This window comes from Azospirillum sp. NS33 (genome assembly GCF_059703765.1).
On sequence record NZ_BAAKJB010000017.1, the window covers coordinates 69624 to 86137 of the forward strand.

General features: G+C 67.3%; 30 protein-coding genes. 1 reads left to right on the forward strand and 29 read right to left on the reverse strand.

All coding sequences use genetic code 11. The features are described 5' to 3' along the window. Positions 1 to 4: 4 nt before the first annotated feature. A complete protein-coding gene (locus AC6H2I_RS16125) occupies positions 5 to 385 on the reverse strand; it encodes a hypothetical protein (RefSeq protein ID WP_497501691.1) in 381 nt (126 codons plus the stop codon). A 122-nt stretch (positions 386 to 507) separates the two neighbouring features. Here AC6H2I_RS16125 and AC6H2I_RS16130 point away from each other — a divergent pair, with 122 nt between their 5' ends. Then, positions 508 to 771, forward strand: a complete 264-nt coding sequence (locus AC6H2I_RS16130; protein ID WP_497501692.1) for a hypothetical protein — start codon at positions 508 to 510, stop codon at positions 769 to 771. Between the two features lie 22 nt (positions 772 to 793). On the opposite strand, the gene AC6H2I_RS16135 is transcribed toward AC6H2I_RS16130, so the two are convergent. The 28 genes from AC6H2I_RS16135 to rpsJ form a co-directional block, all read right to left on the reverse strand. Continuing rightward, on the reverse strand, positions 794 to 1372 hold the full coding sequence (locus tag AC6H2I_RS16135; protein ID WP_497501693.1) for a YqaA family protein: 579 nt from the start codon (positions 1370 to 1372) through the stop codon (positions 794 to 796). 122 nt (positions 1373 to 1494) lie between these two features. Next, positions 1495 to 1917 carry a 50S ribosomal protein L17 gene (gene rplQ, locus AC6H2I_RS16140; protein ID WP_497501694.1) on the reverse strand — a complete coding sequence of 141 codons (423 nt, stop codon included), beginning with the start codon at positions 1915 to 1917 and terminating at the stop codon, positions 1495 to 1497. Positions 1918 to 2056: 139 nt separating this feature from the next. After that, positions 2057 to 3073, reverse strand: a complete 1017-nt coding sequence (locus AC6H2I_RS16145; RefSeq protein ID WP_497501695.1) for a DNA-directed RNA polymerase subunit alpha — start codon at positions 3071 to 3073, stop codon at positions 2057 to 2059. Positions 3074 to 3207: 134 nt separating this feature from the next. Then, a complete protein-coding gene (gene rpsK / locus AC6H2I_RS16150) occupies positions 3208 to 3606 on the reverse strand; it encodes a 30S ribosomal protein S11 (protein WP_497501696.1) in 399 nt (132 codons plus the stop codon). 18 nt (positions 3607 to 3624) lie between these two features. Beyond that, the gene (gene rpsM, locus AC6H2I_RS16155) at positions 3625 to 3993 is read right to left on the reverse strand and encodes a 30S ribosomal protein S13 (RefSeq protein WP_497501697.1); all 369 of its coding nucleotides are present in this window, start codon (positions 3991 to 3993) and stop codon (positions 3625 to 3627) included. Positions 3994 to 4162: 169 nt separating this feature from the next. After that, complete coding sequence (locus tag AC6H2I_RS16160; protein ID WP_497501698.1) at positions 4163 to 4807, reverse strand: adenylate kinase; 645 nt, start codon at positions 4805 to 4807, stop codon at positions 4163 to 4165. Further along, positions 4804 to 6144, reverse strand: coding sequence for a preprotein translocase subunit SecY (secY, locus tag AC6H2I_RS16165; RefSeq protein ID WP_497501699.1), 1341 nt, complete (start codon positions 6142 to 6144; stop codon positions 4804 to 4806). The genes AC6H2I_RS16160 and secY overlap by 4 nt, the downstream gene beginning before the upstream one ends. A gap of 137 nt (positions 6145 to 6281) precedes the next feature. Then, on the reverse strand, positions 6282 to 6767 hold the full coding sequence (gene rplO, locus AC6H2I_RS16170) for a 50S ribosomal protein L15 (protein ID WP_497501700.1): 486 nt from the start codon (positions 6765 to 6767) through the stop codon (positions 6282 to 6284). 4 nt (positions 6768 to 6771) lie between these two features. Next, positions 6772 to 6963 carry a 50S ribosomal protein L30 gene (rpmD, locus tag AC6H2I_RS16175; protein WP_497501774.1) on the reverse strand — a complete coding sequence of 64 codons (192 nt, stop codon included), beginning with the start codon at positions 6961 to 6963 and terminating at the stop codon, positions 6772 to 6774. Between the two features lie 16 nt (positions 6964 to 6979). Next, complete coding sequence (rpsE, locus tag AC6H2I_RS16180) at positions 6980 to 7561, reverse strand: 30S ribosomal protein S5 (protein WP_497501701.1); 582 nt, start codon at positions 7559 to 7561, stop codon at positions 6980 to 6982. A gap of 12 nt (positions 7562 to 7573) precedes the next feature. After that, positions 7574 to 7936, reverse strand: a complete 363-nt coding sequence (gene rplR / locus AC6H2I_RS16185) for a 50S ribosomal protein L18 (protein ID WP_497501702.1) — start codon at positions 7934 to 7936, stop codon at positions 7574 to 7576. Positions 7937 to 7943: 7 nt separating this feature from the next. Further along, positions 7944 to 8477, reverse strand: a complete 534-nt coding sequence (rplF, locus tag AC6H2I_RS16190) for a 50S ribosomal protein L6 (protein WP_497501703.1) — start codon at positions 8475 to 8477, stop codon at positions 7944 to 7946. 10 nt (positions 8478 to 8487) lie between these two features. Continuing rightward, entirely contained in the window at positions 8488 to 8886 is a 399-nt protein-coding gene (gene rpsH, locus AC6H2I_RS16195; RefSeq protein ID WP_497501704.1) for a 30S ribosomal protein S8, read from the reverse strand. Positions 8887 to 8899: 13 nt separating this feature from the next. Continuing rightward, on the reverse strand, positions 8900 to 9205 hold the full coding sequence (gene rpsN, locus AC6H2I_RS16200) for a 30S ribosomal protein S14 (protein WP_497501705.1): 306 nt from the start codon (positions 9203 to 9205) through the stop codon (positions 8900 to 8902). A gap of 17 nt (positions 9206 to 9222) precedes the next feature. Then, the gene (gene rplE / locus AC6H2I_RS16205; RefSeq protein ID WP_497501706.1) at positions 9223 to 9765 is read right to left on the reverse strand and encodes a 50S ribosomal protein L5; all 543 of its coding nucleotides are present in this window, start codon (positions 9763 to 9765) and stop codon (positions 9223 to 9225) included. 10 nt (positions 9766 to 9775) lie between these two features. Continuing rightward, on the reverse strand, positions 9776 to 10093 hold the full coding sequence (gene rplX, locus AC6H2I_RS16210) for a 50S ribosomal protein L24 (RefSeq protein WP_497501707.1): 318 nt from the start codon (positions 10091 to 10093) through the stop codon (positions 9776 to 9778). Continuing rightward, entirely contained in the window at positions 10093 to 10461 is a 369-nt protein-coding gene (gene rplN, locus AC6H2I_RS16215) for a 50S ribosomal protein L14 (protein WP_497501708.1), read from the reverse strand. Before rplN ends, rplX begins: the two co-directional genes overlap by 1 nt. Before the next feature lie 19 nt (positions 10462 to 10480). Beyond that, positions 10481 to 10735, reverse strand: a complete 255-nt coding sequence (gene rpsQ, locus AC6H2I_RS16220; RefSeq protein WP_497501709.1) for a 30S ribosomal protein S17 — start codon at positions 10733 to 10735, stop codon at positions 10481 to 10483. A 14-nt stretch (positions 10736 to 10749) separates the two neighbouring features. Continuing rightward, positions 10750 to 10956, reverse strand: coding sequence for a 50S ribosomal protein L29 (rpmC, locus tag AC6H2I_RS16225; protein ID WP_497501710.1), 207 nt, complete (start codon positions 10954 to 10956; stop codon positions 10750 to 10752). Next, positions 10953 to 11378 (reverse strand): 50S ribosomal protein L16, encoded by a 426-nt coding sequence (gene rplP, locus AC6H2I_RS16230; RefSeq protein ID WP_497501711.1) that lies wholly within the window; start codon positions 11376 to 11378, stop codon positions 10953 to 10955. The genes rpmC and rplP overlap by 4 nt, the downstream gene beginning before the upstream one ends. A 12-nt stretch (positions 11379 to 11390) precedes the next feature. Continuing rightward, the gene (gene rpsC, locus AC6H2I_RS16235; protein WP_497501712.1) at positions 11391 to 12194 is read right to left on the reverse strand and encodes a 30S ribosomal protein S3; all 804 of its coding nucleotides are present in this window, start codon (positions 12192 to 12194) and stop codon (positions 11391 to 11393) included. A gap of 1 nt (position 12195) precedes the next feature. Further along, positions 12196 to 12588, reverse strand: a complete 393-nt coding sequence (gene rplV, locus AC6H2I_RS16240) for a 50S ribosomal protein L22 (protein ID WP_497501713.1) — start codon at positions 12586 to 12588, stop codon at positions 12196 to 12198. A 3-nt stretch (positions 12589 to 12591) separates the two neighbouring features. Continuing rightward, positions 12592 to 12870, reverse strand: a complete 279-nt coding sequence (rpsS, locus tag AC6H2I_RS16245; protein WP_497501714.1) for a 30S ribosomal protein S19 — start codon at positions 12868 to 12870, stop codon at positions 12592 to 12594. Positions 12871 to 12882: 12 nt separating this feature from the next. After that, on the reverse strand, positions 12883 to 13707 hold the full coding sequence (rplB, locus tag AC6H2I_RS16250; protein WP_497501715.1) for a 50S ribosomal protein L2: 825 nt from the start codon (positions 13705 to 13707) through the stop codon (positions 12883 to 12885). Positions 13708 to 13723: 16 nt separating this feature from the next. Further along, positions 13724 to 14041, reverse strand: a complete 318-nt coding sequence (locus tag AC6H2I_RS16255) for a 50S ribosomal protein L23 (protein ID WP_497501716.1) — start codon at positions 14039 to 14041, stop codon at positions 13724 to 13726. Continuing rightward, positions 14038 to 14658 carry a 50S ribosomal protein L4 gene (gene rplD, locus AC6H2I_RS16260; protein ID WP_497501717.1) on the reverse strand — a complete coding sequence of 207 codons (621 nt, stop codon included), beginning with the start codon at positions 14656 to 14658 and terminating at the stop codon, positions 14038 to 14040. Before rplD ends, AC6H2I_RS16255 begins: the two co-directional genes overlap by 4 nt. 5 nt (positions 14659 to 14663) lie before the next feature. Continuing rightward, positions 14664 to 15401 (reverse strand): 50S ribosomal protein L3, encoded by a 738-nt coding sequence (gene rplC / locus AC6H2I_RS16265; protein WP_497501718.1) that lies wholly within the window; start codon positions 15399 to 15401, stop codon positions 14664 to 14666. A gap of 61 nt (positions 15402 to 15462) precedes the next feature. Further along, a complete protein-coding gene (gene rpsJ / locus AC6H2I_RS16270; RefSeq protein WP_497501719.1) occupies positions 15463 to 15771 on the reverse strand; it encodes a 30S ribosomal protein S10 in 309 nt (102 codons plus the stop codon). Positions 15772 to 16514: the final 743 nt, after the last annotated feature.

A 16514-nucleotide genomic window follows, 5' to 3' on the forward strand; every position in this document is an offset into this window, starting at 1 on the left:
CGCCTCAGGGCGAGGTCTGTGCCGGGCAGCGCCGCAGGCAGCGGCCCAGATCGTACTGGCAGTCGTCGGTCGCGGTGAACGGGCGCTGGGTGGCGCCGAAGGTGTCGGTGGTGCCCGGGCGGGCCGCCACCGAATCCATGCAGATGCGGAAGCTGCGCTCGCACGCCGCCGGGCAGGACGCCGCCGCCGATTCCGGCGCGAGCAGCGGCGTCGATTCGTCGACCGCCGCCCCCCCGGTCCGGGTGGCCGGGGCGGTCCCCGTCACCGCCGGGCCGGGCGCCGTCACGGCGGGCTGCGCCGGCGGCGCCGACGGCCCTCCGAACGGCATGGAGCACGCGGCCAAACCCAGGGCCGTCACGGCGATCACGGCAAGCCGACGGAACATCTCAACTCCTGTTTCCTTGTCCTTGGGGCGGCGCGATGGTATGCGCGGATCGTCACACCCCCTGCATCCCCCGCCCGTCGCCACAATATGCCGGGAAGACCTCGCGAAAGGGAACGTCGCAAATGAGCCCCCAGCCAAACGACCGACCGCCCCGGCGGCGCCGCCCCTCGCCGCTGTTCGTGGCGCTGCTGCTCGGCGGCCTCGCCCTGCTCGCGGTGCGCATGGTCGCCGCGCCCGGCGTGTCGGGCCTGGACATGATCCTGCCGATCCTGGGCGGCGCGCTGATCGCCGCGGCCATCGCCGGCATGGTCGTGCGGGAGCGGGCGGAACGGCGTGCGATGAGCACGGCGGAGCGGAACCGGCAGGACCACGGCATGCCGCCGTGAGGGCCCCCGGGGGGCGCCGCCTCTACACCAGCTTGAAGCTGAGCAGCCCGCCGACCACGACCACCAGAATGATGGTGGTGACCAGCATCAGCCGCTTCTCGATGATCTCCTGCACCCGCGGCCCGTAGAAATGCAGCAGGATGGCGATCAGGTAGTAGCGTGAGAACCGCGCCACCACCGAGCACAGGGCGAACACCAGCACGTCCATCTGGGCGATTCCCGCCATGATGGCCAGCAGCTTGTAGGGGATCGGCGTCACGCCCTTGAGGATCAGGAACCACGGGCCCAGGGCGTTGAACGACTCGCTGAAGGAATGGTACGAGGCCCAGAGACCGTAGAGGTCGAAGATCCAGCGACCGACGCTCTCGAAGAGGTAGAAGCCGATGGCGTAGCCGACGAAACCGCCGACCAGCGAGGCCAGCGCGCAGACGTTGGTGTACCACCACAGCTTCTTCGGCTCGGCCAGGCACATGGGCACGAGCATGATGTCGGGAGGCAGCGGGAAGAAGGAGCTTTCGGCGAAGGAGACCCCGGCCATCCACCACACCGCATCCTTGCGGGCGGCGGCCCGGAGGATCCAGTTGTACAACGGTCTCAGCATCGAAACCCGCCCGCCATGGCCCCTCAAACGAAGCCCTCCCCCCGGGGGCCGGCCCGGGGGGAGGGTTCTGGCGCGGACACTACCGCGCGGCCTTGCGCGACGCCACCGGAAAGCGCCGGGGCTCAGGCCTCGGCGTCGGCGTCCTCGGTCGCCTGGACCGGCCCGGAGTCGAGACCCTTGGCCGCGGGATCACGGTCGACCAGCTCGATGATCGCCATCGGGGCGGCGTCGCCGTAGCGGAAGCCGGCCTTGACGACACGGCTGTAGCCGCCCTGGCGGTCCTTGTAGCGGTCGGCCAGGCCCGCGAACAGCTTCGACACCATGGCGTCGTCGCGCAGCTGCGCGAAGGCGAGGCGACGGTTGGCGAGGCCCCCCTTCTTGCCCAGGGTGATGAGGCGGTCGATGATCGGCCGCATCTCCTTGGCCTTGGGCAGGGTGGTCTTGATCTGCTCGTGCTTGATCAGCGCGTTCGCCATGTTGGAAAACATGGCCTTGCGGTGGCTGCTGGTCTTGCTGAGCTTCCGTCCGGACACACCGTGACGCATGGCTCGTTTCCTTTCATGGCTGGGCCCCCCTCGGGGAGCCGGTGGTGGTCCCCGCCGCCCGGATCAGACCGGAACGGCGCGGGGTGGGTCGGGTCGACCCGGTCGGACGACGGCCCCCCGCGGGCGGGGGGCCGGGCGATCAGTACGGCTCTTCCAGACGCTTGGCCAGTTCCTCGATGTTCTCGGGCGGCCAGTTCGGGATCTCCATGCCGAGATGGAGCCCCATCTGCGCGAGCACTTCCTTGATCTCGTTGAGCGACTTGCGGCCGAAGTTCGGGGTCCGCAGCATCTCCGCCTCGGTCTTCTGAACGAGGTCGCCGATGTAGACGATGTTGTCGTTCTTGAGGCAGTTGGCGGAGCGGACCGACAGCTCCAGCTCGTCGACCTTGCGCAGGAGGTTCTTGTTGAACGGAACCTCCTCGTGCTTCTCCTCGTGGACCGCGGTGGTCGGCTCCTCGAAGTTGATGAAGAGCTGAAGCTGGTCCTGCAGGATGCGGGCGGCCAGGGCCACCGCGTCCTCCGGCTTCACCGCGCCGTTGGTCTCCAGCATCATCGACAGCCGGTCGTAGTCGGTGACCTGGCCGACGCGGGCGTTGTCGACCTTGTAGGAGACCTTGCGCACCGGCGAGAACAGCGCGTCCACCGGGATCAGCCCGATCGGGGCGTCCTCGGGGCGGTTCTGGCTGGCCGGAACATAGCCCTTGCCGGTCTCGACCGTCAGCTCCATGTTCAGCCGCGCCCCGGAATCGAGCGTGCAGATCACCAGATCCGGGTCCATCACCGCGATGTCCGGCCCGGTCTCGATCATGCCGGCGCGCACCTCGCCGGGACCCTCCGCCCGCAGGCGCATGCGCTTGGGCCCGTCGCCGCCCATGCGCAGGCCCATGGACTTGATGTTGAGGACGACGTCCGTCACATCCTCGCGCACGCCGGGGATCGACGAGAACTCGTGCAGCACGCCGTCGATGTGGATGGCGGTGACGGCGGCGCCCTGGAGCGACGACAGCAGCACGCGGCGGAGCGCGTTGCCCAAGGTCAGGCCGAAGCCACGCTCCAGCGGCTCGGCGACGATGGTGGCGACGCGGTCGCCGTCGTCACCGGGCTGGACGTCCAGCTTGTTCGGCTTGATCAGCTCTTGCCAGTTCTTCTGAAGCACGGAAAGTCCTCGAATGCCATCGGGTCAACACGAACCCACGGGCGCGGCTCCGCCCCAATTCCGACGCGGCCGCGATGGCGGGCGGCCGCGTGCCCCGGAACGGAAAGCCCCCTCGGGAACGATGAAGCGCGGGATCAGACGCGGCGCTTCTTGGGCGGACGGACGCCGTTGTGCGGGATCGGCGTCACGTCGCGAATCGAGGTGATGGTGAAGCCGACGGACTGCAGCGCGCGCAGCGCCGACTCGCGCCCCGAACCCGGGCCCTTCACCTCGACCTCGAGGGTCTTCATGCCGTGTTCCTGCGCCTTGCGGCCGGCATCCTCGGCCGCGACCTGGGCGGCGTAGGGGGTCGACTTGCGCGAGCCCTTGAAGCCCATCGTGCCCGACGACGACCAGGAAATCGTGTTCCCCTGCGCGTCGGTGATGGTGATCATCGTGTTGTTGAAGGACGCGTTGACGTGCGCGACACCGGCGGTGATGTTCTTGCGCTCACGACGACGCAGGCGCTGCGCTGCAGCGGACGGCTTTGCCATTGAAGGTAGTCCCCTGAATTACTTCTTCTTGCCGGCGATCGGCTTCGCGGGACCCTTGCGGGTGCGCGCGTTGGTGTGGGTGCGCTGACCGTGGACCGGCAGGCCCTTGCGGTGCCGCAGGCCGCGGTAGCAGCCCAGGTCCATCAGACGCTTGATGTTCATCGCGACTTCGCGACGCAGGTCACCTTCGACCCGGTAGGCGCCGTCGATGGTCTCACGGATGCGGAGCACCTCGTCGTCGGTCAGCTCGTTCACCCGGCGCTCGGCCGGAATGGACAGCTTTCCGCAGATCTCCTTGGCCTTGGCCGGGCCAATGCCGTGGATGTAGGTCAACCCGATCTCCACGCGCTTGGCCGCGGGGATGTTGACGCCAGCAATACGCGCCACGCCTGCTCTCCTCGATAAGCTAAACGGCCCAGGCGGGCCGCGGTCCCTGATGCACAAGCGCCCGACTCAGACGGACTGAATCGGGACGCGAAATTCCGTTCGGTCCCTTCCGGCACCGAGGGCGCGCAGTATAGAACAAAGCGCCGCCCTGTCAACCCGACTCACCCGATCAGCCGATGATGGCCTCGAGTTGCCGGGTCACCTCGTCGATGTCGGCCATGCCGTCCACCGACTTCAGCACGCCGCGGTCCCGGTAATAGGGCAGGATCGGCGCGGTCTGCGCGTGATACTGCTCCAGCCGCGTCGACACCGTCTGCGCGTTGTCGTCGGCCCGCCGCTTGAACTCGGTCGAGCCGCAGACGTCGCACACGCCGTTGACCTTCGGCGTCTCGAACCGGTCGTGATACCCCTTGCCGCATTTGGCGCAGGTGTAGCGGCCGGTGATGCGCTCGACGAGCGCCGCGTCGTCCACCTTCATCTCGATGACGTGGTCGAGCTTCAGCCCCTTCTGCCCCAGCATGCCGTCCAGCGCCTCCGCCTGGGCGACCGTGCGGGGAAAGCCGTCGAGGATGAAGCCGTTGGTGACGTCCGGCTTCTCGATCCGCGCGCCGATCATCTGAACCATCAGGTCGTCCGGCATCAGCCGGCCGGCCGCCATGATGTCCTTGGCCTGCTGGCCCAGCGGGCCCCCTTCCGCCACCAGCGCGCGCAGCATGTCGCCGGTGGAGAGTTGGACGAGACCGCGCGCGTCCTCGATGCGGCGCGCCTGGGTCCCCTTCCCGGCGCCCGGCGGACCGAGCAGGATCAGATTCATTTTTTCCCCCGAAGCTTCGCCTTCTTGATCAGCCCCTCATACTGGTGCGCCAGGAGATGGGAGTGGATCTGTCCCACCGTGTCCATCGTCACCGTCACCACGATGAGCAGGCTGGTTCCGCCGAAATAGAACGGAACCGCGCTCTCCGCAATCAGAAACTCGGGAAGCAGGCAGACCACCACCAGGTACGCCGAGCCCACAACGGTCAGCCGGGTGAGCACGTAGTCCAGGTGATCGGCGGTGTTCTTGCCGGGCCGGATGCCGGGGATGAAGCCACCGTACTTGCGGAGATTCTCCGCCGTCTCCGCCGGGTTGAAGACGATCGCCGTGTAAAAGAAGCAGAAGAAGACGATCAGCGCGGCGTACAGCACCATGTAGAGCACGGTGCCGTGGGCCAGGAAGCGCGACGCCGTCTGCAGCCATTCCGGCCCGTCGCCGCCGGCGAAGCCGATGGCGGTGAGCGGCAGCAGCAGAAGCGACGACGCGAAGATCGGCGGGATCACGCCCGAGGTGTTGAGCTTCAGCGGCAGATGCGTCGATTCGCCGCCGAACATCCGGTTGCCGACCTGGCGCTTCGGGTACTGCACCAGCAGCCGCCGTTGCGCACGCTCCATGAAGACGATGAAGAACACCACGCCGACGGCCATCGCCAGCATGAAGATGATGAAGATGGTCGACAGCGCGCCGGTCCGGCCCAGCTCCAGGGTGCCCACCAGGGCCCGCGGCAGCTCGGCGACGATGCCGGCGAAGATGATGAGCGAGATGCCGTTGCCGATACCCCGTGCGGTGATCTGCTCGCCCAGCCACATCAGGAACAGGGTGCCGCCGACCAGCGTGATCACCGTGGTGATGCGGAAGAAGAATCCGGGATCGCCCACCGCCGAGCCGGTCGAGCTGGACATCGCCTCCATGCCCACGGCGAGGCCGTAGGCCTGGACCGTCGCCAGCAGCACCGTGCCGTAGCGGGTGTACTGGTTCAGCTTCTTGCGGCCGGACTCGCCCTCCTTCTTCATCGCCTCGAGCTGCGGCGAGACCGCGGTGAGGAGCTGGACGATGATCGAGGCCGAAATGTACGGCATGATGTTGAGCGCGAAGATCGTCATGCGGCTCAGCGCGCCGCCGGCCAGCATGTCGAACATGCCCATGATGCCGCCGCCCTGCTGGCGGAAGATGTCCTGCAGGATCTGGGGATCGATGCCGGGAAGCGGAATGTAGGTGCCCAGCCGATAGATGATCAAGGCACCCAGGGTGAACCAGATGCGCTTCTTCAGCTCGGTCGCCTTGGCGAACGCGCCGAAGTTGATGTTCGCGGCGAGCTGTTCGGCCGCAGATGCCATGGCTTCTCGTCCCCCGGTTCAAACCAACGTGGGTCCAAACATGCGTGCGGGGCGGTCCTGCACCGCAGGCCGCCCTCGCGTCAACGCCTAACGTGCGTCACCCCTGCGGCCCGCCCGCGAGCGGGCGGGCCCGGAGGTCACTCGGCGGCCTCGGCGGCGGGCTGCGTGACCGTCACGCTGCCGCCGGCCTTCTCCACCGCCTCGATCGCCGACTTCGACGCGCCGGCCACCGAGAATGCGGCCTTCACCGTGATCTCGCCACGGGCGAGCAGGCGAACCCCGTCCTTCTTCAGCTTGCCGACCAGACCGGCCGCCCGCAGCGCCGCCGCGTCGACGGTCTGCGTCGCGTCCAGCTTGCCGGCATCGATCGCCTTCTGGACCAGGCCCAGGTTGACGACCGAGTACTCCTTGGCGAACAGGTTGGTGAAGCCCCGCTTCGGCAGACGCCGGTGCAGGGGCATCTGCCCACCCTCGAAGCCGTTGATCGACACGCCGGTGCGCGAGGTCTGACCCTTCACGCCGCGGCCGGCCGTCTTCCCCTTGCCCGAGCCGATGCCACGGCCGACCCGCATGCGGGCCTTGCGGGCACCCTCGTTGTCGCGAAGCTCGTTCAGCTTGGTCATGGCATCAGCCCTCGTTCTCGACGCGGACCAGATGCTGCACCTTGGCGATCATGCCGCGCACGGCCGGGGTGTCCTCCAGCTCGCGCGTGCGGTGCAGCTTGTTCAGGCCCAGGCCGACCAAAGTCGCCCGCTGGTCGCTGCGGCGACCGATCGGGCTATGGATCTGGGTGACGACGACAGTCGTCTTGCCGGTCATCTCGTCTTGGGCCATGTCACGCCTCCTTCGCCTCGGCGGCGCCGGCTTCCCGGCGGCCGAGGATGTCGCTGACCCGGCGACCGCGGCGGGCCGCCACGGCGCGCGGGCTGACCACCTTGGTCAGCGCGTCGAAGGTCGCCTTGATCATGTTGTGGGGGTTCGAGGTGCCGATCGACTTCGTCACTACGTCCGCCACGCCCAGCGCCTCGAAGATGGCGCGCATCGGGCCGCCGGCGATGATGCCGGAGCCCGCCGGAGCCGCGCGCAGCACGACGCGGCCGGCACCGAAGTGACCGTTCACGTCGTGGTGGAGCGTGCGGCCCTCGCGCAGGGGCACCCGGATCATGCCGCGCTTGGCCTGATCGGTGGCCTTGCGGATGGCCTCCGGAACCTCGCGCGCCTTGCCCGAGCCGTAGCCGACCCGACCCTTGCCGTCGCCGACGATGACCAGGGCGGCGAAGCCGAAGCGCCGGCCGCCCTTCACCACCTTGGCGACGCGGTTGATGCCGACGAGCTTTTCGACCAGCTCGCTCTCTTCCCGATCGCGCTCGCGCGGCTGCCTGTCGCGGCCGCCCCGATCGCCTCGTTCACGTGCCATGTCAGGGACTCCTTAGAACGAAAGCCCGCCCTCGCGGGCAGCTTCGGCCAGGGCCTTGACCCGACCATGATAGAGATAGCCACCACGGTCGAACACGACCTCGGTCACGCCCGCCGCCTTGGCGCGCTCGGCGATCAACGTGCCGATGCGCTTGGCGGCCTCGACGTTGCCGCCGTGCTTGAGCTCCTCGCGCAGATCCTTCTCCATGGAGGAGGCGGCCGCCAGCGTGCGGCCCTGCGCGTCGTCGATGAGCTGGGCGTAGATGTGCAGGTGGGTGCGGTGCACCGACAGACGAACCCGCCCGCCGGCCTTCTTCGCGATCTGAATGCGCACGCGCTGTTTGCGGCGCATTTCCATGTGCTTGGGCTTCAGCATGGCGGGCCTACTTCTTCTTGCCTTCCTTGCGGAGGACGGTCTCGGTCTCGTACTTGATGCCCTTGCCCTTGTAGGGCTCGGGCGGCTTCCAGCCACGGATCTCCGCGGCCACCTGGCCGACCTTCTGCTTCTCGAAGCCGCTCACCGAAATGAGGGTCGGCTTGTCGCATTTGATCGCGATGCCTTCGGGGATCGGGTACTTGACGTCGTGCGAGTAGCCGAGCTGCATCACCAGCTCCTTGCCCTGCACGGCGGCGCGGTACCCGACGCCGTTAATCTCCAGGTTCACGGTGTACCCCTGCGAGACCCCGACGACCATGTTGTTCACGAGCGTCCGCGCCGTGGCCCACATGGTGCGCGCACGCTTGGAGTCGTTGCGCGGGGTGACGACGATCTTGCCGTCCTCGAGCTTGGCGACGACGTCGTCGATCAGGGTCGTGCTGAGCGCACCCAGCTTCCCCTTCGCCGAGACGGTCTGCCCCTGCACCTGGACGTCGACGCCGGCCGGGACCGACACGGGATGTTTGCCAATTCGCGACATGGCCGCCTCCTCAGAACACGCGGCAGAGGACTTCGCCGCCGACATTGGCGGCGCGGGCCTCGTTGTCCGACATGACACCACGCGGCGTCGACAGGATCGCGATGCCCAGGCCGCTGTAGACCTTGGGGAGATCGGCAATCTTCGAGTACACGCGGCGACCGGGCTTGGACACGCGGCCGATCTGCTTAATGACAGGTTCGCCCTCGTGGTACTTCAGCTCAATCTTCAGGTTGGCAACGCCGGGGCGAACCTGCTCCTGGCTGTAGCCACGGATGTATCCCTCACGCTTCAGCACCTCCAGCACATTGCTGCGGAGCTTGGAAGCCGGGCTTTCCACGGAGGACATGCGAGCGCGCTGTCCGTTGCGGATGCGGGTCAGCATATCGCCGAGGGGATCGCTCAGAGCCATCGTGCGGTCCTCCTTACCAGCTCGACTTCACCATGCCCGGGATCTGGCCGGTGGAGGCCAGGTCACGGAGCGCGATGCGCGACAGCTTGAACTTGCGATAGAAGGCGCGCGGCCGACCGGTCATCTCGCACCGGTTGCGGACGCGCACCTTCGACGAGTTGCGCGGCAGCTCGGCGAGCTTGAGGCGCGCAGCGAACTGGTCCTCCGGCGACACCGAGGGATCCTTGGCAATGGCCTTCAGGCTGGCACGCCGATCGGCGTACTGCTTGACCATCTTCATGCGGCGCTTGTTCTTTTGGACGGCGCTGGTCTTCGCCATGGTACGTGCTCCTGGTATCAGCTCACGAACGGCATGTCGAAGCCCTTGAGAAGCGCCTTGGCTTCCTTGTCGGTCTTCGCCGTGGTGACGATGATGATGTCCATCCCGCGGATCTGGTCGATCTTGTCGTAGTCGATCTCGGGGAAGATGATCTGCTCCTTGACGCCCATGGCGTAGTTGCCGCGGCCGTCGAAGGAGTTGCCCGGCACACCGCGGAAGTCGCGCACGCGCGGCAGGGCGATGGTGATCAGGCGGTCCAGGAACTCGTACATGCGGTCGCGCCGCAGCGTGACCTTGCAGCCAACGGACATGCCTTCGCGCAGCTTGAACTGCGCGATGGACTTGCGGGCCTTGGTGATCACCGGCTTCTGGCCGGAGATCGCCTGCAACTCGCCGGCGGCCATCTGGATCTTCTTGGAGTCGGCGACAGCCTCGCCGACACCCATGTTGATGATGACCTTCTCGATCCGCGGCACCTGGAGGTCGTTCGTGTAACCGAACTCGCTCTTCAGCGTCTCGCGGATCTTGCTGTCGTAGATCTCTTTCAGTCGTGCAGCCATGGTCCGGCCCTCACAAGTCGATGATCTCGCCGGACCGCTTGGCGACACGCACCTTGCGGCCATCCTCCAGAACCTTGAACCCGACACGAGTCGGCTTCTGGTCCTTCGGGTCGATGTGGGCGACGTTCGAGGCGTCGATCGGGGCTTCGATCTCGACGATCCCGCCCTCGGAGCGCGCGCTGGGACGCACGTGCTTCTTGACGACGTTCACGCCCTGGACCACCACCCGGTTCTCCTTGGGGAAAACCTTGACGACCTCGCCGGTCTTGCCCTTGTCTCGGCCGGTGAGGACGACGACGCGATCCTTGGTCTTGATCTTCGCAGCCATCACAGCACCTCCGGCGCCAGCGAGATGATCTTCATGAACTTCTTCGCGCGCAGCTCGCGGGTGACCGGCCCGAAGATACGGGTGCCGATCGGCTCGTTCTGCTTGTTGATCAGAACGGCGGCGTTGCGATCGAAGCGGATCGCCGAACCGTCGTCGCGGCGCAGTTCCTTCGCGGTGCGGACGATGACGGCACGGTGCACGTCGCCCTTCTTGACGCGGCCCTTCGGAATGGCTTCCTTGACCGACACGACGATGACGTCGCCGACGGTCGCAACCTTCCGCTTGGACCCGCCAAGCACCTTGATGCACTGCACCCGGCGCGCCCCGCTGTTGTCGGCGACTTCCAGGTTGGTTTGCATCTGGATCATAGGATCACACCTTTCTCAATCAGGCGGCGCCGCCGGGAGCGGCGGACTCCGTCACAACCGACCAGCGTTTCCGTTTGGAAATCGGACGGCACTCGATGATCTCCACCATGTCGCCGACCTTGAACTGGTTGTTCTCGTCGTGGGCGGAGTACTTCTTCGAGAGACGGATGAACTTCTTGTAGACGGGGTGCATCACGCGGCGCTCGACGAGAACGACGACGGTCTTGTCGCCCTTGTCGCTGACCACCGTGCCATGCATGACGCGGCGAGGCATGGGAACGGCCCTCCTTACTTCGCGACCTCGGCCGAGCGCGTGCGCTGGCCGAGGATGGTCTTGATGCGGGCGATGTCGCGGCGCAGAACGCCAACCCGCGCGGTGTTCTCCAGCTGGCCCGAGGCGCGCTGGAAGCGCAGGTTGAACTGCTCCTTCTTGAGCTGCAGGAGCTGGTCGTTCAGCTCGTCGCTGCTCTTTGCCCGGATGTCTTCGGCCTTCATGCCGTCACCTCCTCGCCGAGGCGAGTCACGAACTTGGTCTTGATCGGCAGCTTGGCAGCCGCCAGCTCGAACGCGCGCTTCGCCAGGTCGTGCGGGACCCCGTCCAGCTCGAACAGGATGCGGCCGGGCTTCACCCGCGCCGCCCAGTATTCGGGCGTGCCCTTACCGGAGCCCATGCGGACCTCGGCGGGCTTGGTGGAGACCGGCAGGTCGGGGAAGATGCGGATCCACACCCGGCCCTGGCGCTTGATGTGGCGGGTGATCGTGCGGCGGGCCGCCTCGATCTGCCGCGCCGTGATGCGCTCGGGCTCCAGCGCCTTCAGGCCGAAGGCGCCGAAGTTCAGCGCGGTCCCGCCCTTGGCGTTGCCGTGGATGCGGCCCTTGTGGGCCTTGCGGTACTTCGTACGCTTGGGAGAAAGCATCGCTCAGTCCCCTTACTCGCTGGCGCTGCGGTCGGAGCTGTCGCTCCGCTCGCCGCGATGGTCGCCCCGGTCGCCACGCGGACCGCGGCGGTCGCGCCGCTCACCGTCACGGTCGCGGCGGTCGCGGCGCGGTTCGCCGTCGGTCGCCACGGCCTCGCCGGCCATCCGCTTGTCCTGGGCCATCGGGTCGTGGGCCATGATCTCGCCCTTGAAGACCCACACCTTGACACCGCAGGTGCCGTAGGTGGTCTTCGCCGTGGCGGTGCCGTAGTCGATGTCGGCGCGCAGCGTGTGCAGCGGCACCCGACCCTCGCGGTACCACTCCAGGCGGGCGATCTCCGCCCCGCCGAGGCGGCCGGAGCAGTTGATCCGGATGCCCTGGGCGCCCAGGCGCATCGCCGACTGCACCGCGCGCTTCATGGCGCGGCGGAAGGCGACCCGGCGCTCGAGCTGGCTGGAGATGTTCTCGGCGATGAGGCGGGCGTCGATCTCCGGCTTGCGGATCTCGACGATGTTCAGGCTCACCTCCGAACCGGTCATCTTGGCCAGTTCGCTGCGCAGCTTCTCGATGTCCGCGCCCTTCTTGCCGATCACCACGCCCGGGCGGGCGGTGTGGACGGTGATCCGGGCCTTCTTGGCGGGACGCTCGATGACGACGCGCGAGCAGCCCGCCTGCTTCAGGCGCTCCTGCAGGAAGTCGCGCAGCTTCAGGTCCTGGTGCAGCAGGCTGGAGTAGTCGCGACCGGCGAACCAGCGGCTGTCCCAGGTGCGGTTGATGCCGACCCGCAGCCCGATGGGATTGACTTTCTGACCCATGTTACTCGGCCCCTTCAGCGGCTTCGGCGCGCTCGCGCACGACGATCGTCAGGTTGGAGAACGGCTTCTCGATCCGCGCGCCGCGTCCACGGGCGCGGGCATGGAAGCGCTTCATCACCAGCGCCCGGCCGACCGTCGCCGAGGCCACGTAGAGCCGGTCGACGTCGAGCTGGTGGTTGTTCTCGGCGTTGGCGATCGCGGCCTGCAGGACCTTCTTCACGTCGCCGGCGATGCGGCGCTTGCAGAAGGTCAGCTCGGCCACGGCCGACGCCGCGTCCATGTTGCGGATGAGCTGGGCGACGAGGTTGAGCTTGCGCGGGCTGGTTCGGATCATCTTGACCGACGCCAGCGCCTCGTTCTCAGCGATACGGCTGGGATTGGCGGGCTTGCCCATGGCTTACTTCCTCTTCGCCTTTTTGTCCGCCGCGTGCCCGTAGAAGGTGCGCGACGGAGCGAACTCGCCGAACTTGTGGCCGATCATGTGCTCGGTCACCATCACCGGCAGGAACTTATGCCCATTGTAGACGCCGAACGTGAGACCCACGAACTGCGGCAGGATGGTCGAACGCCGCGACCAGATCTTGATGATCTCGTTGCGGCCGCTGGCCCGCGACTTGTCAGCCTTCTTCAGAAGAAAGCCATCGACGAACGGGCCTTTCCATACGGAGCGCGCCACGGTTCGACCTCCTTACTTCGAGCGACGGCGCAGGATGAGCGCGTCCGTCTTCTTGTTGTTCCGCGTCTTCTTGCCCTTGGTGGGCTTGCCCCACGGGGTCACCGGATGACGGCCGCCCGAGGTGCGACCCTCGCCACCACCGTGCGGGTGGTCGATCGGGTTCATCACCACGCCGCGCACCGCCGGGCGCTTGCCCAGCCAGCGCGACCGGCCCGCCTTGCCCAGGTTGATGTTGAGCTGGTCGGGGTTCGACACGGCACCGATGGTGGCCATGCACTCGCCCCGCACCACGCGCAACTCGCCCGAGGGCAGCTTCAGCTGGGCGTAACCGCTGTCGCGGCCGACCAGCTGCAGATAGGTGCCGGCGGCGCGCGCAATCTGCCCGCCCTTGCCGGGCTTCAGCTCGACGTTGTGGACCACGGTGCCGACCGGGATGTTCTTCAGCGGCATCGCGTTGCCGGGCTTCACGTCGACGCGCTCGCCCGCCACCACGTTGTCGCCCACCTTCAGGCGCTGCGGCGCCAGGATGTACGACAGGGTGCCGTCCTGGTACTTGATCAGCGCGATGAACGCGGTGCGGTTGGGGTCGTACTCCATCCGCTCCACGGACGCCGGGATGTCGAACTTGCGCCGCTTGAAGTCCACCAGGCGGTAGACGCGCTTGTGGCCGCCGCCCATCCGCCGCGCCGTGATGCGGCCGGTGTTGTTGCGGCCGCCCGACTTGGTCAGGCCCTGGGTCAGCGCCTTGACCGGCTTGCCCTTGTGGAGCTCGGAGCGGTCAACGATCACCAGCTCGCGCAGCGAGGGGGTGATCGGTCGGTATTGCTTCAATGCCATCGGAACTCACTCCCGCTCAGATGCCGGTGGTCACGTCGATCGAATGACCCTCGGCGAGCGTCACGATCGCCTTCTTGACGTCGGAGCGGCGGCCGATGGTGCCGCGGAACCGCTTCGTCTTGCCCTTGGTGATCAGCGTGTTGACCGCCTTCACCTGGACATTGAACAGGCCCTCGATCGCCGCCTTGATCTCCGGCTTCGTCGCGCTGAGCGGCACTCGGAACGTCACCTTGTTGTGCTCCGACCCCAGCGTCGACTTCTCGGTGATGACCGGCGCGAGGATCAGGTCGTACATCCGCTCGCGGCTCACCGCAGGTTTCGACTGCTTGCTCATTTCAGACGAGCCTCCAGTTGCTCGACCGCGTTGCGGGTGAGGACCAGCGTATCGCGGCGCAGAATGTCGTAGACGTTGGCGCCCTGCTCCGGCAGCACGTCGATCAGCGGGATGTTGCGCGACGCCTTGACGAAGTTCTCGTCGAGGTTCGCACCGCCGATGATCAGCGCCGAGTTGAGGCCCAGCGTCGTCAGGCGCGACGCCAGATCCTTCGTCTTGTGCGTGTCGGCCGTGGCGTCGTCCAGCACGATCAGCTTGCCGTCGGCGGCCTTGGCGGACAGCGCGGTCTTCAGCGCCAGCTTGCGGACCTTCTTGGTCAGGTCGTGGGCGTGGGAGCGCACGACCGGGCCGAAGATGGTGGCGCCGCCGCGGAACTGCGGCGAGCGGGTCGAGCCCTGGCGGGCGCGGCCGGTGCCCTTCTGGCGGTACGGCTTCTTCGTGGTGCCGGCGATCTCGCTGATGCCCTTGGTCTTGTGGTTCCCAGAGCGGCGCTTGGCGAGCTGCCAGTTCACCATGCGGTGCAGCAGATCGGTGCGCACCGGCAGGCCGAAGATGGCGTCGGCGAGTTCGATCTCGCCCACGTCCTCGTTGTTCAGGTTCTTGATGGTCGCCTTCATGGCACTCACTCCTGCGACTCGGCGGGAGCCTCGGAGGCCGGAGCCTCACCCGCGGCGTCGGTGGCGGTCGCAGCCTTCACCGCGGCCGGGAACGGCAGGCCGTCCGGCTGCTTCTTCTTGACGGCGTCGCGCACGCGCACCCAGCCGCCTTCCGACCCGGGGACCGCGCCCTTCAGGAAGATCAGGCCGCGCTCTTCGTCGACGGAGACCACCTTGAGGTTCTGAACGGTGACCCGCTCGTCGCCGAGGTGACCGGCCATCTTCTTGTTCTTGAAGACCTTGCCGGGGTCCTGGCGGTTGCCGGTCGAGCCGTGCGAGCGGTGCGACACGGACACGCCGTGGGTGGCCCGCAGACCGCCGAAGTTCCAGCGCTTCATGGCGCCGGCGAAGCCCTTGCCGATCGAGGTGCCGGTGACGTCCACGAACTGGCCGGGAACGAAGTGGGCGGCCGACAGCTCGGCCCCGACCTCGATCAGCGCGTCCGCATCGACGCGGAACTCGACCACCTTGCGCTTGGGCTCGACCTTCGCCTTCGCGAAGTGGCCGCGCAACGGCTTCGTCACGTTCTTCACCTTGATGGTGCCGGCGCCGAGCTGGACCGCGGTGTAACCATCGGCTTCTTCGGTGCGCACGGCGACGACCTGGCAGCCGTCGACCTTCAGCACAGTAACCGGCACATGCTCGCCTTCATTCGTGAAGACGCGGGTCATGCCGACCTTCTGCGCGATCAGTCCGGATCGCATTCGTTCTTACTCCTAACCAGGGACATCCGCTTGCCGGAGAGGTCCCTTACCCGAAATGACCTCAGAGCTTGATCTCGACGTCGACACCGGCGGCGAGGTCAAGCTTCATCAGCGCGTCGACCGTCTGCGGGGTCGGGTCGACGATGTCGAGAAGCCGCTTGTGGGTGCGGATCTCGAACTGCTCGCGCGACTTCTTGTCGATGTGCGGCGAGCGGTTGACGGTAAACTTCTCGATCATCGTCGGCAGCGGGATCGGTCCCCGCACGCGCGCGCCGGTCCGCTTGGCCGTGTTGACGATCTCGCTGGTCGACTGGTCGAGCACGCGATGATCGAACGCCTTCAGGCGGATCCGGATGTTCTGGCTGTCCATATCCAAACGTCCCTTGCACCTTCTGACGGCGACGCACCGACGCCGCCGAAATCCTTGTCCCAACCGCAAAACCGGCCGCCCTTCGCCGTTGTCGACGGAGGTCGGCCGCTGAGGCGGGCAATCGCTCGATCCGGAACCGTGCTGGCAGCCGATACGACAAAAAGAACATCCCACCGCGGCGCGCCACGGTACCGGATGTTCTTTCGGCGGGGAGCGCGCTGCGCTCGTCGCCGTTCGTGCCGGGCTGCGTCTAGGCCGGTCTCGCCTACCACCAACCCTAAATCCAGAGGGCGTAACGTGTAGGCGTTGCCCCTCCTGCTGTCAATAGATTTCCGTCCCCTCTGTCGACGGGCCTGCCCGTCGACAGAGGGATGGACCGGTCTACCGGGTTCGGCCGTCGGGACGCCGATCGGCCTCGGTGCGGCTCGACGGCGGGACGGCGAACCCGCCGCCGACCATCCACCCCGGCACCCCCACCGTCGGAATGGAAGTCCGATCACCGCCACCGGCTCCGCCGCACCCAAACGGCCGCGCCGCCATCGCCGACCACCGATCGGACCTGGGCTTTCGACCGTCCGGCGGGCCGTCGCCCGTCGGAACGGACTTCCAGGGGAGGCCAGGCAGGCTCGTCGCCGACGTCGGCCAGCCCGACTCCATCCCGCCGGCGGCGGTCCCGGCGGCGGCCCCAGCGACGGCGGCCCCAGCGACGGCGACCGCGGCGGCGGCGGCGCGGTGGTCCGGGG

Coding starts and splice junctions, on each gene's coding strand:
- AC6H2I_RS16125 (WP_497501691.1), bottom strand. CDS start 385: ATGTTCCGTCGGCTTGCCGTGATCGCCGTGACGGCCCTGGGTTTGGCC.
- AC6H2I_RS16130 (WP_497501692.1), top strand. CDS start 508: ATGAGCCCCCAGCCAAACGACCGACCGCCCCGGCGGCGCCGCCCCTCG.
- AC6H2I_RS16135 (WP_497501693.1), bottom strand. CDS start 1,372: ATGCTGAGACCGTTGTACAACTGGATCCTCCGGGCCGCCGCCCGCAAG.
- rplQ (WP_497501694.1), bottom strand. CDS start 1,917: ATGCGTCACGGTGTGTCCGGACGGAAGCTCAGCAAGACCAGCAGCCAC.
- rpsK (WP_497501696.1), bottom strand. CDS start 3,606: ATGGCAAAGCCGTCCGCTGCAGCGCAGCGCCTGCGTCGTCGTGAGCGC.
- AC6H2I_RS16160 (WP_497501698.1), bottom strand. CDS start 4,807: ATGAATCTGATCCTGCTCGGTCCGCCGGGCGCCGGGAAGGGGACCCAG.
- secY (WP_497501699.1), bottom strand. CDS start 6,144: ATGGCATCTGCGGCCGAACAGCTCGCCGCGAACATCAACTTCGGCGCG.
- rplO (WP_497501700.1), bottom strand. CDS start 6,767: ATGACCAAGCTGAACGAGCTTCGCGACAACGAGGGTGCCCGCAAGGCC.
- rpmD (WP_497501774.1), bottom strand. CDS start 6,963: ATGACCGGCAAGACGACTGTCGTCGTCACCCAGATCCATAGCCCGATC.
- rpsE (WP_497501701.1), bottom strand. CDS start 7,561: ATGGCACGTGAACGAGGCGATCGGGGCGGCCGCGACAGGCAGCCGCGC.
- rplR (WP_497501702.1), bottom strand. CDS start 7,936: ATGCTGAAGCCCAAGCACATGGAAATGCGCCGCAAACAGCGCGTGCGC.
- rplF (WP_497501703.1), bottom strand. CDS start 8,477: ATGTCGCGAATTGGCAAACATCCCGTGTCGGTCCCGGCCGGCGTCGAC.
- rpsH (WP_497501704.1), bottom strand. CDS start 8,886: ATGGCTCTGAGCGATCCCCTCGGCGATATGCTGACCCGCATCCGCAAC.
- rpsN (WP_497501705.1), bottom strand. CDS start 9,205: ATGGCGAAGACCAGCGCCGTCCAAAAGAACAAGCGCCGCATGAAGATG.
- rplE (WP_497501706.1), bottom strand. CDS start 9,765: ATGGCTGCACGACTGAAAGAGATCTACGACAGCAAGATCCGCGAGACG.
- rplX (WP_497501707.1), bottom strand. CDS start 10,093: ATGGCTGCGAAGATCAAGACCAAGGATCGCGTCGTCGTCCTCACCGGC.
- rplN (WP_497501708.1), bottom strand. CDS start 10,461: ATGATCCAGATGCAAACCAACCTGGAAGTCGCCGACAACAGCGGGGCG.
- rpsQ (WP_497501709.1), bottom strand. CDS start 10,735: ATGCCTCGCCGCGTCATGCATGGCACGGTGGTCAGCGACAAGGGCGAC.
- rpmC (WP_497501710.1), bottom strand. CDS start 10,956: ATGAAGGCCGAAGACATCCGGGCAAAGAGCAGCGACGAGCTGAACGAC.
- rplP (WP_497501711.1), bottom strand. CDS start 11,378: ATGCTTTCTCCCAAGCGTACGAAGTACCGCAAGGCCCACAAGGGCCGC.
- rpsC (WP_497501712.1), bottom strand. CDS start 12,194: ATGGGTCAGAAAGTCAATCCCATCGGGCTGCGGGTCGGCATCAACCGC.
- rplV (WP_497501713.1), bottom strand. CDS start 12,588: ATGGGCAAGCCCGCCAATCCCAGCCGTATCGCTGAGAACGAGGCGCTG.
- rplB (WP_497501715.1), bottom strand. CDS start 13,707: ATGGCATTGAAGCAATACCGACCGATCACCCCCTCGCTGCGCGAGCTG.
- AC6H2I_RS16255 (WP_497501716.1), bottom strand. CDS start 14,041: ATGAGCAAGCAGTCGAAACCTGCGGTGAGCCGCGAGCGGATGTACGAC.
- rplD (WP_497501717.1), bottom strand. CDS start 14,658: ATGAAGGCGACCATCAAGAACCTGAACAACGAGGACGTGGGCGAGATC.
- rplC (WP_497501718.1), bottom strand. CDS start 15,401: ATGCGATCCGGACTGATCGCGCAGAAGGTCGGCATGACCCGCGTCTTC.
- rpsJ (WP_497501719.1), bottom strand. CDS start 15,771: ATGGACAGCCAGAACATCCGGATCCGCCTGAAGGCGTTCGATCATCGC.